Here is a 14,464-nt window from a genome sequence, read left to right as displayed (position 1 = left end):
AACAGTTGGCAAAAAGGCTTGCCAGCTATCCAGACTACCCCACCATTATTTGGCTGGCGTATTCGTTTTCTGCCGCTACAATAGTCAGGTTATTTCCCCTGCAATTCCTATTTCCCTGCCAATTCTGGCGGTCTTGTTTGTCTTTCTAATAACTAAAATAATCAGGTGTAAAAATGCAGAAGTACATAGTTGAAGCCCGCCAGCTACTCGCGCTGGCGATACCCGTGATCCTCGCGCAGATTGCACAAACCTCAATGGGTTTTGTCGATACCGTGATGGCCGGTGGCTACAGCGCAACCGATATGGCCGCTGTGGCAATCGGTACCTCTATCTGGCTCCCCGCCATCCTGTTCGGCCATGGCTTATTGATGGCACTGACGCCAACCGTTGCACAACTCAATGGTTCAGGCCGTCGTGAGCGTATCGCTCACCAGATTCGCCAGGGCTTTTGGCTGGCGGGCATTGTTTCAGTCCTCATCATGATTGTGCTGTGGAACGCGGGCCATATTATCCACGCGACGAAAAATATCGATCCGCAACTTGCCGATAAAGCGGTGGGCTATTTACGCGCGCTGTTGTGGGGCGTGCCGGGTTATTTATTCTTCCAGGTGGCGCGTAACCAGTGCGAAGGCCTGGCGAAAACCAAACCTGGCATGGTGATGGGGTTTATCGGCCTGTTAGTTAATATTCCGGTTAACTACATCTTTATTTATGGCCATTTTGGGATGCCTGAACTCGGTGGCGTGGGCTGTGGTGTTGCTACCGCAGCAGTGTACTGGGTGATGTTCTTTAGCATGATTTCTTATGTGAAGAACTCACGCTCAATGCGCGATATCCGCAACCCTAAAGGTTTTGTCCAGCCCGACTGGAAAGTGATGAAACGCTTGACGCAGCTTGGGCTGCCGATTGCCCTGGCGCTGTTCTTTGAAGTCACGCTGTTTGCGGTCGTGGCTTTGCTGGTTGCACCGTTAGGCATTATTAACGTCGCCGGTCACCAGATTGCCCTGAACTTCAGCTCTCTGATGTTCGTTTTGCCATTGTCGCTGTCAGCGGCAGTCACAATTCGCGTCGGCTTCCGTTTGGGCCAGGGTTCAACGCTTGATGCCCAAACCGCAGCATGGACGGGGATTGGCGTGGCGATGTGTATGGCGACTCTTACCGCTATTTTCACTATCGTGATGCGCGAACATATTGCCCTGCTCTATAACAACAATCCGGAAGTGGTGGCGCTTGCGGCACATCTGATGTTGCTGGCGGCGATTTATCAGCTTTCTGACTCCGTTCAGGTGGTGGGGAGCGGCGTTCTGCGTGGCTATAAAGATACGCGTTCGATTTTCTTTATTACGTTTATCGCCTACTGGGTGCTGGGTTTGCCGAGCGGTTATATTCTTGCCTTGACCGACTGGGTAGTGGAACCGATGGGTCCGGCAGGATTCTGGACTGGATTTATCATCGGCCTGACCTCAGCGGCAATCATGATGATGCTGCGGATGCGGATGTTGCAACGTCAGCCATCCGTCACCATTTTGCAGCGCGCCGCGCGATAAAACCGCTCAGGTTTATTTTGGCTTTTGTAGGTCAGTTAAGCGCAGCGTCATCCGACAACAGCTTATAGCCGCCATTCTGGCGGCTATTTTTCCATCGAGTTGCGCAGATGCTCAGCAAACAAGTGAATTATGGAAGAAAATTACGGTTTAGCGCTTGCAAGGTTTGAGAGCTGCCGCTAATATTCGTCCCCGTTGTCCCAGACAACACAGTGCGTCCGTAGCTCAGTTGGTTAGAGCACCACCTTGACATGGTGGGGGTCGGTGGTTCGAGTCCACTCGGACGCACCATTTTCTTGTTGTACCGCAGTAAGTATTACCGCAAAAACAGTGCGTCCGTAGCTCAGTTGGTTAGAGCACCACCTTGACATGGTGGGGGTCGGTGGTTCGAGTCCACTCGGACGCACCATTCTTAAAGAAACATTCTAAGCTTCATCCCTCTCTTCAAAATAAACAAACAACCCTAAGCACGCATTCACAAAACGCAGAATAATAAATTAACTTCCTTTATACGTCGAATAACCATACTGGCTCAGTAATAACGGAATATGCAGTTTTTGATTGGTTTTGGTTACTGTAAATAGCACCGGTATCTCAGGGAAGAATGATTCCATTTTTTGAGCGCTGAAATACTCATGGGTTTTAAAGGTCACTTTATAAACGCCCGGTTCCATATCGCCATTTTGCGGATAAAAAGATGAGATGCGCCCATCACGATCGGTTTTTCCCTCAGCCAGTGTTTTCCAGCCGCTTTGTTGCTGTTTCTCAAGGGTGACATCAACATCAGACGAAGGTAAACCCGTCTGCTGATTTAAAATATGCACACTCAGCGTTCCGGTGGGTGCACTGAATACCGGCGGTACCATTGCCAGCGAAGATAATAAAATAATAGCTGTCATTTTTTTCATGGTGTTTTCCTGTTAGTGAGAAAATATCCAACAGATATTAGCAGTGGCATTTCAAAAATATATTAAACGTTTTGTGATAAATAAATGTTAAAGCCACACATGGTCTCGATTTGCTCCATGAAATAAACTCTCATCTCAATAACAAAAAAGCCACCCGATACAGGGTGGCTTTCATACGCTCTATTTAAATATTACAGCGTGCCCGTACCGCCATCAGAGCACCACACCTGCCCCGAAGTGAAACTCGACTCCGGTGATGCGAGGGTGACATACAATCCAGCAATTTCTGCCGGCTGGCCTGGGCGGCCCAGTGGGGCTGATGCACCAAACTTTTCAACTTTTTCCTGCGGCTGTCCCCCACTCACCTGCAACACCGTCCAGTATGGACCTGGGGCAACGGCGTTGACGCGGATACCATCCGGTGCCAGTTGTTTGGCCAGTGATTTGGTGAAAGCCACGATTGCAGCTTTGGTCTGGGAATAATCCAGCAAATTGTCGCTTGGCAAAAATGCCTGCACCGAAGAGGTGTTGATGATGGAGGCTCCGCTTTTCAAATGCTCTAATGCTGCTTTGGTTATCCAGAACATCGCATAGACATTGGTTTTAAACGTGGCGTCAAAATCTTCGGTGGTGAGCTCTTTGATGGAGTTCCGGAATTGTTGGCGACCCGCATTGTTGACCAGCAAATCCAGCCCACCCAATTCGTTTACCGCGTGCTTCACCAATTTTTGGCAAAACGCCTCATCGCGAATATCACCCGGGATGGCAATCGCCTTGCGCCCTTCTGCCTCAATCAGAGCAATCACCTGTTTTGCATCTTCCTCTTCTTCTGGAAGATAGTTGATGGCGACATCGGCACCTTCCCGGGCAAATGCGATGGCAACAGCACGGCCAATCCCGGAATCACCGCCCGTAATCAATGCCTTGCTCCCTTTTAGCCTGTCGCTACCCTTGTACGACGTTTCCCCATGATCCGGTACGGGGATCATTTTGCTGGCCAGGCCCGGGAAAGGCTGCTTTTGACGTTCAAAGGGTGGCTTCGGATAGCTATCAGAGTGGGGTTGATTGCGTGGCTCGGTTTTCCCAGTCTTATTTGGCATATTTTGCTCCTGTGAAGTTCATTAGCAGAGCATAAAGCTTAGAACAAAAATCGCGTCGGGTTGACGCAGGGCTGACGAACCAGAATTATCTTGCATCCACTCCCTTCCTATTCATTAACCTCCTTCATGACCCTTTGCGGAATTCAGGAATAATCTCAGCGCAACTGCAGACTATGCTTAATAGTTCGTATTAAAAATTTAAACAACCAAGAAGCCACAGCACCCCCTTTTCCTGGTTCAACGTTCAGAACACTGGAGGCGGTATGAGCGACCCAAACCCTGAAACTGACAAAGGGCACCTGCAGGACACAGGCAGCCACTGGATCCCAAATCACAGCACCAATATTGAATATTACGGTTTTAGTCTGACACGGCGTGAACTGTTAAAAGTCGGTGCGGCATCGGCGGCCATGGCGATGACACCCTCCCACGCGCTGGGTGCAAGCGATAGCGCCCCGACACCGCCACCGGAAATGATGCCCGTCACCTTAAAAGTTAACGGTGAAACCCGGCAACTGAATGTAGACACCCGCACCACGCTGCTGGATGCACTGCGCGAGGATCTGCATCTTACCGGCACCAAAAAAGGGTGCGATCACGGTCAGTGCGGCGCGTGTACGGTGATCGTCGATGGCCGCCGCATCAACTCCTGCCTGACGCTGGCGGTGATGCAGCAAGAGGCAGACATCACCACCATCGAAGGTCTGGGTACACCGGACCATTTACACCCGATGCAAGCCGCCTTCATTAAGCATGACGGCTACCAGTGCGGTTACTGCACGCCGGGGCAAATTTGTTCGTCCGTCGCCGTACTCAAAGAGATCGAAATGGGTATTCCAAGCCACGTCACCGTCGATTTGGTCTCACCGCCGCAAGCAACGGCTGACGAAATTCGTGAGCGCATGAGCGGTAACATTTGTCGATGCGGTGCGTATTCCAACATTCTTGCAGCGATTGAGGATGTCGCGGGAGGCGTGAAATCATGAAGGCTTTTACCTACGAACGCGTTAAGACTCCTGCCGAGGCGGCTGCCAGCGCTAAACGTACCCCGAATGCCAAATTTATTGCCGGTGGGACTAATCTCCTCGATTTGATGAAACTGGAGATTGAAACCCCTTCTCATCTGATAGATGTCAACGACCTCGCACTGGATAAAATTGAGCCAACCGATAATGGCGGTCTGCGAATCGGTGCGCTGGTGCGCAACACCGATCTGGCCTCCGATGAGCGAGTGCGCCGTGATTACGCCGTGCTTTCGCGCGCGCTACTTGCTGGTGCCTCAGGCCAGTTACGCAACCAGGCCACCACCGCCGGTAATCTGCTCCAGCGCACCCGTTGCCCCTACTTCTACGACACCAATCAGCCTTGCAACAAGCGGCTTCCCGGCAGTGGGTGTGCCGCTTTAGAGGGCTTCAGCCGCCAGCACGCCGTCGTGGGTGCAAGCCAGGCGTGTATCGCCACCCATCCGAGCGATATGGCGGTGGCGATGCGCCTGCTTGATGCTGAAATTGAAACTATCAATCCTGACGGACAGGTGCGCAAAATCCCGGTGGCCGACTTTTATCGCGCGCCAGGGAAGACGCCACATCTGGAAAACGCGCTGAATGCGGGGGAATTGATAACCTCCGTCACGCTCCCGCCCCCCATTGCTGGCACGCATATTTATCGCAAAGTCCGAGACCGCGCCTCCTACGCCTTTGCCCTGGTTTCCGTCGCCACTATCGTGCAAAGCGACGGTAGCGGACGCGTGGCGTTAGGGGGGGTGGCCTACAAACCGTGGCGTGTTGAAGATGCCGATGCGCAAGTGGGCAGCAGCAGCCAGGGGGTTTATGAACGACTCTTCGCCACAGCGCACCCGACGGCGGAAAACGAATTCAAGCTTACCCTGGCGAAGCGCATGCTCGCCTCGGTACTGACGCAAGCGAGGGGATAACCGATGAAATTTGACACTCCTGCCAAAGATAATCCCATCGACCAGCTTAAAGTCGTCGGCCATCCTCTGGACAGAATTGATGGCCCGCGCAAAACCACTGGCACGGCGCATTATGCTTACGAATGGCATGACGAAGTGCCCAATGTCGCTTATGGATACGTCCTTGGTTCCGCCGTAGCAAAAGGAAAAATCAGCACGATTGATGTCACCACGGCACGCAACGCCGCAGGCGTGCTGGCGATTGTTACCGCTGACAACGCAGGTCAGCTGGGCAAAGGAGAAAAGAACACCGCTAAACTGCTGGCTGGCCCTGAAATCGAGCACTACCATCAGGCGATCGCCGTGGTGGTCGCCGAAACCTTCGAGCAAGCGCGGGCAGCGGCGGTGTTAATCGAGGTGGATTATCATCGCGAGCGCGGTATTTACGATTTGGCCAGCCAGAAAGATTCTGTCACCACACCGCCTGAAAGCGAGCCGGACGCCTCCGTTGGCGATTTCGAACGCGCATTTTCTGCCGCCGAAGTGCAGCTTGATGCCACCTACACCACGCCGGATCAAAGCCATATGGCGATGGAACCCCACGCCACCATGGCTGCCTGGGAAGGCGATAAACTCACGGTCTGGACATCCAATCAGATGATTGACTGGTGTCGAACCGATCTCGCCACTACCCTGAAAATCCCCAAAGACCATATTCATGTGCGCTCGCCTTACATCGGCGGCGGATTTGGCGGGAAGTTGTTCTTGCGCAGCGATACGTTACTGGCAGCGCTCGGGGCACGGGCGGCGAAACGCCCGGTGAAAATTGCCCTGCAAAGACCGTTTATCGCCAACAATACTACCCACCGCCCCGCCACTCTCCAGCACATTCGTATTGGCACTGACAAAAGCGGCAAGATTAGCGCCATCTCCCATGAAAGCTGGTCCGGTAACCTGCCAGATGGCCAGCCGGAAACCGCCGTTCAGCAGACACAGTTGCTGTATGCAGGGGCCAACCGCTTTACCGGATTACGTCTCGCAAGGCTTGATTTACCCGAAGGCAATGCGATGCGTGCGCCCGGAGAAGCGCCGGGCTTGATGGCGCTGGAAATCGCTATTGACGAGATAGCCGAGAAAGTCGGAATCGACCCGGTTGAGTTTCGTATTCTCAACGATACGCAAGTCGACCCCGCCCATCCCGAACGCTTCTTTTCGCGACGCCAGTTAGTGGAATGCTTACGTACGGGTGCTGAGCAGTTTGGCTGGAAAGCACGCAACGCTACGCCCGCTCAAATACGGGATAAGCAATGGTTAATCGGCCTGGGAGTGGCGGCAGGGTTTCGTAACAACCTGGTGATGAAGTCTGGCGCGCGCGTTCATCTGGACGCCCAGGGCATCGTCACTGTCGAAACCGATATGACGGATATCGGCACCGGCAGCTATACCATCATTGCCCAGACCGCAGCAGAAATGCTCGGGGTGCCGCTGGAAAAAGTGGTGGTAAACCTTGGCGATTCCAGCTTCCCGGTTTCCGCCGGCTCCGGCGGACAATGGGGGGCGAATAGCTCTACCGCCGGGGTTTACGCGGCCTGTGTGAAATTGCGCGAAGCGGTGGCACAAAAGCTCGGTTTTGATCCTGCGAACGCGGTATTTGCTGATGAGCAGATTAGCGACGGTAATCGCCATGCGGGTCTGAAAGAAGCCGCGGCTGACGGCAAGTTAACCGTTGAAGACACCATCGAATTTGGCGCTCTGGAAAAGCAGTACCAGCAATCTACCTTCGCGGCGCATTTTGTTGAAGTGGCCGTCGACATGGCGAGCGGTGAAACACGCATTCGACGCATGCTGGCGGTCTGTGCCGCAGGCCGAATTTTGAATCCCAAAACCGCCAGGAGCCAGGTGATTGGCGCCATGACCATGGGCGTTGGTGCGGCATTGATGGAAGAATTAAGCATTGATACGCGGCTGGGATATTTCGTTAATCACGACCTCGCCGGCTATGAAGTGCCGGTACACGCCGACATCCCGCTGCAAGAAGTCATTTTCCTCGATGACACTGACCCTGTTTCTTCACCGATGAAAGCCAAAGGCGTGGGTGAGCTGGGTTTGTGTGGCGTAAGTGCTGCGATTGCGAATGCGATTTATAACGCGACGGGCGTGCGGGTCAGGGATTATCCCGTTAAGCTCGATAAGTTACTGCATGGGTTGCCCGAGTTGATTTAGAAGTCGGGGGAAACAAAAGACAGGGCCTCCGTGCCCTGTTTTATTACGCCTTCACGTCGGATGTTTTTGTGAGAACGATGCTGGCATGTTTGTGCCTCTCAGGCTCCACCGGCTTGCGGTATTTATCCAACAAATGTATCTGGATCCTGCGCAACAGATCGCCGTTCAGCTTGTAGAGGCGGAAGTAGAACACCAGCGTTATCAGGAAGAACACCGCAGGCAACGCAATCATGATGAATTGCATGCCCACCACGGTGCTTTGGGTTTGTGGCACATTCGGTACGTAACCGATAATCCCCAGCACCAGAGCAATGAAAAAGGCTGCAAAGGCCGAACCGCCTTTCACCACCATGGTTTGCACCGAATAGGCAATGCTTTCGCAGCGCACGTTGAGTTTGTACTCCCCGTAATCCACCGTGTCCGCCACCATTATCACCTGCAAGACCCAGAAAAGTGCTGTCCCGACATTAAGCAAAATCCCGGCCAGCGAAATCAGCCAGACATTGTGATATCCCGCCAACGCTATCCATAGCAGCACCCCGCCCCCCAGAATCGGTAATATCGAGGCACCCGCCCACAGCAATCGCCGTGACAGCGCTTTTACCAACCGTGGGAACAGGATCAGCGTTAACAAGTTTGCCGCGCCTGCATAAGACATGTAGTACGGGAAGAGACTGGCGTCGCCGATCACATAGGTGAAGTAATAGATGGCAAAGCCCGCGATGATATTGGAGGCAATGTTGTAGGCCAGCGCCATTCCCAACACGCAGGAGAGCTGATCGTTTTTATAGATCAACGCAACAATAGCTTTTAATGTCAGGCGGCTGCTGTCGGCTGTCGCGTCACTGCCCGACGAATAAACCTCTTTAACATTACGCAGCGTGATAATGGTAGAGGCGATGAAGAAGGCAATCAGGATCAGGGTGAACATCTGGAAGCCGAATCCGCGGTCCCCGCCACCGACATAATTCACGAACGGCAGGGTGATCCCGGCGGTGATAAACCCGGACAGACTGGCAAAAAAGCGCGGGAAAGGCACCAGTTCTTCACGTTCGCGTTTATCCAGCGTAATGGTCGGCACCATCGACCAGAAGGGAATATCCATGATGGTGTAGGTCATGCCCCACAAGATATAGGTCACCCAGACGAACACTATCTGTGTCGTTCCCTCAAACAGATGCGCGCTGAACAGCAAAAACAGGATCGCGGAGTTGGCAAGGGTGCCCACCAAAATCCACGGTTTAAATTTCCCCCATCGCGAGCGGGTACTGTTGACTATCCAGCCCATGATCGGGTCGTTGATGGCATCCCAGATCCTTGCCACCAAAAACAGCGTACCCACCAGCCCCACCGACAAACCTACGACGTCGGTGTAGTAATACATCAGGTACATGTAAACGATACCGATAGCGAAATCTTTACCAAATGCCCCAAATCCATAACTGAGTTTTGTTTTAATCGATATGCTCATATAGGGTACAGGGTCGCTGTTTCCAGCGCCCTCCTTCTGTTATTAGACTCGTCAGGTGCCGGGAATGACTCCCGGCATTCGCTGTTATGCGCGATGCAGCCACGCCGGTAACCAGTCACCATGGGAGGCAATCAAATCGTCCACCAGCGCATAAATCTCCTCGATACCCAATACCGCTGCGGTGTGGGGATCAAGCATCGCGGCGTGATAAACACGGTCGCGATTCTCGGTCAACATCGCTTCGGTCAGCAGTGTCTGGACATTGACATTAGTTTGCATCAACGCCGCGAGATGGGACGGCAGCATACCGATATGCGTAGGTTGAATGCCGTTAGCATCCACCAGACACGGCACCTCTACACAACATCCCTGCGGCAGGTTCTCGATAAGATTATCGTTGCGCACGTTGCCATAAATCACGCTCGGCTCACCGGTCCATAACGCATTCATGATAGTGCTCGCGTATTCCCGCGACGGTTTTATATCGATTCTGTCGGCGGTTTTATACTCCTCAAGCTCTTTGCGCCAGTTGGCCAGTTGCTCAACACAGCGCTTCGGATATTCATCCAGCGGCACTTTATAACGCTCAATTAAATCTTCGCGCCCAGGCTTGATAAACCACGGCGTATATTCCGCAAAGTGCTCAGAAGATTCCGTCACGAAATAGCCGAGTTTTTTGAACATCTCATACCGCACGATATTTTCACATCGCGCGTTGCCATGGTGATTGGGTTTCGGCGCCAGCCCGGATTCATAAGCTTGCAGCAATTCAGGGTAAATATTGACGTATTCGCCGTCGGCGGTTTTACGCTCAAGCGACAGATAAAACGCCATATGGTTGATCCCGGCACTGCGATAACGCAGCGAGGCTGGGTCAATGGCGAGATCGCACGCCAGCTCTTCCGCCGTTCCCTGCACCGAGTGGCACAATCCCACCTGCTTGATATGCGGATAACGTGCGTACATTGCCCAGGTATTCATCGCCATTGGGTTAACGTAATTGAGCATCGTGGCTTGCGGGCAAACTTCCGTCATATCCTCACAGATTTGCCATAAATGCGGGATAGTACGCAGCGCACGCATGATGCCGCCTGGGCCTAAGGTATCAGCAATGGTTTGCTCAAGGCCGTGGCGTTTACAGACTTCAAAGTCGGTAACCGTACAAGGCTCATAACCGCCAATCTGGAACGCGACGACCACGAAATCTGCATCCTGAAGCGCAGCTTTCTGACTGAGATGGCAGGTGATTTTGCCGCAGGCACCCGCTGAATCCATCAGCTTACGCACCACAATATGCGACTCTTCAAGGCGGGTTTCATCAATATCCATCAGGGCGATATGGGCGGACTTCAGAGCCTGGCGATGGAAAACATCACCGAGGATATTTTTGACAAAAATCGTCGAGCCCGCGCCGATAAAGGTAATTTTAGGTGCTGACATTGTGCTTCTCCGTGGCGTAATTGAACCCTTTCAGAGTGGCACGCAGATTACCGCTTCTCCTCCCTCTTCCCGGCGGAGCATTCCGGAAAACTCAGATTTATTTCCCCCTGGCGTTAAAACTGAGTTTTCAGGAGTTTTTAGCCAGGAAAGCAGAGATTTCGGGGAAGTCACTACTGATTTTGTGCCTGAGCATGACAAATTCGCGGGGCTTCACATTCGCTTTTCCAGGTTTGTGCCACAATTTCTGATAAATCAGGAACCGGAGTAAGACATGCATTCTAGCCAGGCAAGCCTGCCACCCGACCCGCATATGTGCAGCAGTACCGATAAAAAGACCCTCAGCCCGCTGTCGCTCTATTCAGAATACCAGCGCCTGGACATCGAGCTTCGCAAACCGCACTCCATGGGCTCCTGCCACTGGCACGGCCAGGTCGAGGTGAATGTCCCGTTCGACGGGGATGTGGAATATCTGTTCAACAACGAAGCGGTGCAGATTAAACAGGGGCATATCACGCTGTTCTGGGCCTGTACGCCACATCAACTGACCCGCCCCGGTGACTGTTCAAATATGGCGATTTTTAATCTGCCGATGCATCTGTTTCTCTCGTGGCCGCTGGACAGGCAGCTCATTAACCATGTCACCCACGGAATGGTGATCAAATCACTAAACGCTCAACAGATTAGTGCTTTTGAGGTCGCGCGTTGGCAGCAGGAGATAAACAGCCCTAACGAGCAAATTCGGCAACTGGCGATCGACGAAATTGGCCTGATGCTAAAGCGTTTTAGTCTGTCAGGCTGGCAGCCGATTCTGGTGAATAAGACGCCGCGCACCCAGAGCAGCGGCAATAACGTCTCACGCCACGCGCAGTTTTATGTCAGCCAGATGCTGGAGTTTATCGGGGCGAATTACGATCAGGCGCTGACCATTGAACGGGTCGCCGGGCATGCCAAACTCAACCCGAATTATGCGATGGGCATTTTTCAGCGGGTGATGCAGTTGACGATGAAACAATACATTACCGCGATGCGCGTGAACCATGTGCGTGCGCTACTAAGCGATACGGACAAGTCGATTCTCGATATTGCCCTCACCGCCGGGTTCCATTCCAGCAGCAGTTTCTACAGTACGTTTAATAAGTATGTTGGCATGTCACCCCAGAACTATCGCAAGCTCAGCCATTTACGCAGTGCATCGTTATGAACAGCTAAAGACTTCCGTCCAGTTGTAATTGGTGAAAGCTAATTTCACTTCCGCTGAGACATCGCCGTAATGGTGGGTTTGTTGCTGCTCGGAAAGTGTCTGAAACGCACGCCAGGAATTGCGCCACGGCGGCGCTAATTCTCCAGGATTCAACACATCATCCCCCTCTCTCTTTGTGTATCAAAAGTAACCAATTTCTTCACATTGTCCGAATTATCCGGCAAAAACTTTTGCCCGCTGTCACTCAACTATACTTAGTTCTGTATTTACTTATCAGGAGTTCAGAATGTTTGATAAAACAGCAGACAAAGTTAACGAAGCAGCAGGTACAGCACGTGAATTTTATGGCAAGCATACCCAGCGCCCTGATGAAGAATTAAAGGGAGCAGCACGCAAGTATGCATCTCAAGCCAGTTATGCCGTACGAGACGCAGCAGATAATGTGCGGGATCAGGTATCGACCAACCCGGTTGCGGGTATCGCGATTGCCGCAGCAGTAGGTGTGGTGTTTGGTTTCTTGCTGGGCCGTAAATAACAGCAGTCTGGCGGGTGACGCATTGCTTACCCGCCAGTCGTCCACAAACTATCATTTTATCGATGGCAGTTGATCAAAAGCAGTTTAATTAAATTTCAGCAAAACAACTCCGAATAAAAACCCTGCAAGTTAAACCGATATTAAATTCAAACAACTTAACAGAGAATTCTTAGCTCAATATTAAGACTGAGTCCGACGGTGTTAAAAAACCTCATTATTTGAATAACTCCCCCATTGATATCCACCCTGCCAAAACCATCAGATAACCTTCTGAATAAACAGCTGTTTCTATTACATCCCCCCTGAGAAATACCGTTCATTTCGACTGTACGCATTCGATTAAGGTTAAATTAAGGTTTGCAGGCGCAAAATAACCTCTCTCACTACTGATTAAATAGTTCACACAGACATGTGTGACATGTGCCGTCTCGTTTGCAAACGGGATCATTCGGCCAGCTGTAACTATTGGAATCAATGACCTCACGGAGATGTTAATGCCCGTACTTTTCAGGATTAAGCTTATCCCACTGGTTTTACTGTTGGCGGTGGTTTTTGCCTTCTTGCTTAACTGGCCAGTATTACTGCATTTTTACGATATTTTGACCCACCTCGAACACGTCAAAATGGGCTTTGTTATCTCCATACCCTTTGTTCTGGTAGCGGCACTCAATTTCGTCTTCCTGCCCTTTTCTATTCGCTACCTGATGAAGCCGTTCTTCGCGCTGATGTTAATCACCGGGTCGATGGTCAGCTACTCGACACTGAAATATAAAGTGATGTTTGATCAATCGATGATCGAAAACATCCTCGAAACCAATCCGCAAGAAGCCCATTCGTATCTCAATGGTTCTATCATTTTATGGATCCTGCTAACGGGTGTTTTACCCGCTATCTTGCTGTTCTTATTGAAGATTGAATATCCAGCGAAGTGGTACAAAGGGGTTGCTTACCGCTTGTTGTCGATGGCGGCATCGTTGCTGTTGGTCGCAGGCGTTGCCGCACTTTACTATCAGGATTACGCCTCTGTCGGGCGCAATAACTCGACGCTAAATAAAGAGATTATCCCGGCAAACTACGTCTACAGCACCGTTCGTGACCTGCAAGCGACGTACTTCACCACCAAAGAGCCTTTCCAGACATTAGGTAATGACGCCAGACGCGCTGCCGGTAAAGATAAACCGACCTTGATGTTCCTCGTCATTGGTGAAACCGCCCGTAGCCAGAACTTCGCCATGAACGGCTATTCACGCGACACCAATGCTTTCACCAGTCAGGCGGGGAATGTTATCTCGTTTAAGGATGTCCATTCGTGTGGCACCGCCACCGCTATTTCCGTGCCGTGCATGTTCTCAGATATGAACCGCACCGAGTACGATGCCCACAAAGCTTCCAACAGTGAAAACTTCCTCGATGTGGTGCAAAAAACCGGTGTTTCTCTGTTGTGGAAAGATAACGATGGCGGCTGTAAAGGCGTGTGTAACCGCATTCCGACTATCGAAATCAAACCGACCGATAACGCGAAGCTGTGTAATGGCGACACCTGTTACGACGAGGTGATGCTGGATAATCTCGATGAGGAAGTGGCCAAAATGGGCGGTGATAAACTTATCGCCTTCCATATGATTGGCAGTCATGGGCCGACTTATTATCAGCGTTATCCGGCTGAAGACCGCCACTTTATGCCAGAGTGCGCGCGAAGCGATATTGAAAACTGTAGCCAGCAACAACTGGTCAACACCTATGACAATACCCTTCGCCATACCGACCATGTGCTGGCGCAAATGATCGATAAACTCAAAACTTACAGCGACCAGTACAACACGGTGCTGCTGTATGTTTCCGATCATGGTGAGTCGTTAGGAGAAAGTGGCCTGTATCTGCATGGCACACCGTACAAACTGGCACCAGACCAGCAAACACATATTCCGATGCAGGTGTGGATGTCACCGGGCTTTATCGCCGACAAACATCTTAATATGACCTGTCTGAAAAACAATGCGGGTAAAAACAGCTACTCTCACGACAACCTGTTCTCATCGGTGTTGGGGCTGTGGGATATCACCTCGAGCGTCTATAACCCTGACCTTGATCTGTTCCGCGAATGTCGGAGTTAATCCACGCTTGTTAGCG

12 protein-coding genes and 2 tRNA genes are annotated in these 14,464 nt (G+C 51.7%); 9 read left to right on the top strand and 5 right to left on the bottom strand.

Annotated elements, in window-relative coordinates; all coding sequences use genetic code 11:
- Nucleotides 1-173 precede the first annotated feature (173 nt).
- From mdtK to WBL83_RS10140, 3 genes are all read left to right on the top strand, one after another.
- A complete protein-coding gene (gene mdtK, locus WBL83_RS10150; protein WP_424589019.1) occupies nucleotides 174-1,547 on the top strand; it encodes an MdtK family multidrug efflux MATE transporter in 1,374 nt (457 codons plus the stop codon).
- A 211-nt stretch (nucleotides 1,548-1,758) separates the two neighbouring features.
- Nucleotides 1,759-1,835, top strand: a tRNA-Val gene (locus tag WBL83_RS10145).
- Nucleotides 1,836-1,876: 41 nt separating this feature from the next.
- Nucleotides 1,877-1,953: transfer RNA gene (locus tag WBL83_RS10140), tRNA-Val, on the top strand.
- Between the two features lie 88 nt (nucleotides 1,954-2,041).
- On the opposite strand, the gene uraH is transcribed toward WBL83_RS10140, so the two are convergent.
- On the bottom strand, nucleotides 2,042-2,452 hold the full coding sequence (uraH, locus tag WBL83_RS10135) for a hydroxyisourate hydrolase (RefSeq protein ID WP_424589018.1): 411 nt from the start codon (nucleotides 2,450-2,452) through the stop codon (nucleotides 2,042-2,044).
- Nucleotides 2,453-2,643: 191 nt separating this feature from the next.
- Nucleotides 2,644-3,552 carry an SDR family oxidoreductase gene (locus WBL83_RS10130; protein WP_424589017.1) on the bottom strand — a complete coding sequence of 303 codons (909 nt, stop codon included), beginning with the start codon at nucleotides 3,550-3,552 and terminating at the stop codon, nucleotides 2,644-2,646.
- A 410-nt stretch (nucleotides 3,553-3,962) separates the two neighbouring features.
- Here WBL83_RS10130 and paoA point away from each other — a divergent pair, with 410 nt between their 5' ends.
- Genes paoA through paoC form a run of 3 tightly spaced genes read left to right on the top strand, consistent with a single transcriptional unit; the run spans nucleotide 3,963 to nucleotide 7,687 of the window.
- Nucleotides 3,963-4,538, top strand: a complete 576-nt coding sequence (gene paoA / locus WBL83_RS10125; protein ID WP_424589367.1) for an aldehyde dehydrogenase iron-sulfur subunit PaoA — start codon at nucleotides 3,963-3,965, stop codon at nucleotides 4,536-4,538.
- A complete protein-coding gene (locus tag WBL83_RS10120) occupies nucleotides 4,535-5,485 on the top strand; it encodes an FAD binding domain-containing protein (RefSeq protein WP_424589016.1) in 951 nt (316 codons plus the stop codon). The genes paoA and WBL83_RS10120 overlap by 4 nt, the downstream gene beginning before the upstream one ends.
- 3 nt (nucleotides 5,486-5,488) lie before the next feature.
- A complete protein-coding gene (gene paoC / locus WBL83_RS10115; protein WP_424589015.1) occupies nucleotides 5,489-7,687 on the top strand; it encodes an aldehyde oxidoreductase molybdenum-binding subunit PaoC in 2,199 nt (732 codons plus the stop codon).
- A gap of 43 nt (nucleotides 7,688-7,730) precedes the next feature.
- On the opposite strand, the gene melB is transcribed toward paoC, so the two are convergent.
- Together melB and WBL83_RS10105 are read right to left on the bottom strand one after the other, a co-directional pair.
- On the bottom strand, nucleotides 7,731-9,158 hold the full coding sequence (melB, locus tag WBL83_RS10110) for a melibiose:sodium transporter MelB (RefSeq protein ID WP_424589014.1): 1,428 nt from the start codon (nucleotides 9,156-9,158) through the stop codon (nucleotides 7,731-7,733).
- 84 nt (nucleotides 9,159-9,242) lie between these two features.
- The gene (locus WBL83_RS10105; protein ID WP_424589013.1) at nucleotides 9,243-10,598 is read right to left on the bottom strand and encodes an alpha-glucosidase/alpha-galactosidase; all 1,356 of its coding nucleotides are present in this window, start codon (nucleotides 10,596-10,598) and stop codon (nucleotides 9,243-9,245) included.
- A 271-nt stretch (nucleotides 10,599-10,869) separates the two neighbouring features.
- Here WBL83_RS10105 and melR point away from each other — a divergent pair, with 271 nt between their 5' ends.
- Nucleotides 10,870-11,799, top strand: a complete 930-nt coding sequence (gene melR, locus WBL83_RS10100) for a transcriptional regulator MelR (protein ID WP_424589012.1) — start codon at nucleotides 10,870-10,872, stop codon at nucleotides 11,797-11,799.
- On the opposite strand, the gene WBL83_RS10095 is transcribed toward melR, so the two are convergent.
- Nucleotides 11,794-11,955 (bottom strand): hypothetical protein, encoded by a 162-nt coding sequence (locus WBL83_RS10095; protein ID WP_424589011.1) that lies wholly within the window; start codon nucleotides 11,953-11,955, stop codon nucleotides 11,794-11,796. The genes melR and WBL83_RS10095 overlap by 6 nt on opposite strands.
- Nucleotides 11,956-12,085: 130 nt before the next feature.
- On the opposite strand from WBL83_RS10095, the gene WBL83_RS10090 reads away from it, so the two are divergent.
- On the top strand, nucleotides 12,086-12,334 hold the full coding sequence (locus tag WBL83_RS10090) for a CsbD family protein (protein ID WP_424589010.1): 249 nt from the start codon (nucleotides 12,086-12,088) through the stop codon (nucleotides 12,332-12,334).
- A 494-nt stretch (nucleotides 12,335-12,828) separates the two neighbouring features.
- Nucleotides 12,829-14,448: a phosphoethanolamine transferase gene (locus WBL83_RS10085; protein ID WP_424589009.1), complete on the top strand. Its 1,620-nt coding sequence runs from the start codon at nucleotides 12,829-12,831 to the stop codon at nucleotides 14,446-14,448.
- Nucleotides 14,449-14,464: the final 16 nt, after the last annotated feature.

It is taken from the genome of Buttiauxella sp., assembly GCF_049686335.1.
In the GTDB taxonomy this organism is placed as follows: Bacteria; Pseudomonadota; Gammaproteobacteria; order Enterobacterales; family Enterobacteriaceae; genus Buttiauxella.
Note: the sequence above shows the minus strand (reverse complement) of the source record. Positions and strands in the feature narration are given on the sequence as shown.

Coding starts and splice junctions, on each gene's coding strand:
- mdtK (WP_424589019.1), top strand. CDS start 174: ATGCAGAAGTACATAGTTGAAGCCCGCCAGCTACTCGCGCTGGCGATA.
- uraH (WP_424589018.1), bottom strand. CDS start 2,452: ATGAAAAAAATGACAGCTATTATTTTATTATCTTCGCTGGCAATGGTA.
- WBL83_RS10130 (WP_424589017.1), bottom strand. CDS start 3,552: ATGCCAAATAAGACTGGGAAAACCGAGCCACGCAATCAACCCCACTCT.
- paoA (WP_424589367.1), top strand. CDS start 3,963: ATGGCGATGACACCCTCCCACGCGCTGGGTGCAAGCGATAGCGCCCCG.
- WBL83_RS10120 (WP_424589016.1), top strand. CDS start 4,535: ATGAAGGCTTTTACCTACGAACGCGTTAAGACTCCTGCCGAGGCGGCT.
- paoC (WP_424589015.1), top strand. CDS start 5,489: ATGAAATTTGACACTCCTGCCAAAGATAATCCCATCGACCAGCTTAAA.
- melB (WP_424589014.1), bottom strand. CDS start 9,158: ATGAGCATATCGATTAAAACAAAACTCAGTTATGGATTTGGGGCATTT.
- WBL83_RS10105 (WP_424589013.1), bottom strand. CDS start 10,598: ATGTCAGCACCTAAAATTACCTTTATCGGCGCGGGCTCGACGATTTTT.
- melR (WP_424589012.1), top strand. CDS start 10,870: ATGCATTCTAGCCAGGCAAGCCTGCCACCCGACCCGCATATGTGCAGC.
- WBL83_RS10090 (WP_424589010.1), top strand. CDS start 12,086: ATGTTTGATAAAACAGCAGACAAAGTTAACGAAGCAGCAGGTACAGCA.
- WBL83_RS10085 (WP_424589009.1), top strand. CDS start 12,829: ATGCCCGTACTTTTCAGGATTAAGCTTATCCCACTGGTTTTACTGTTG.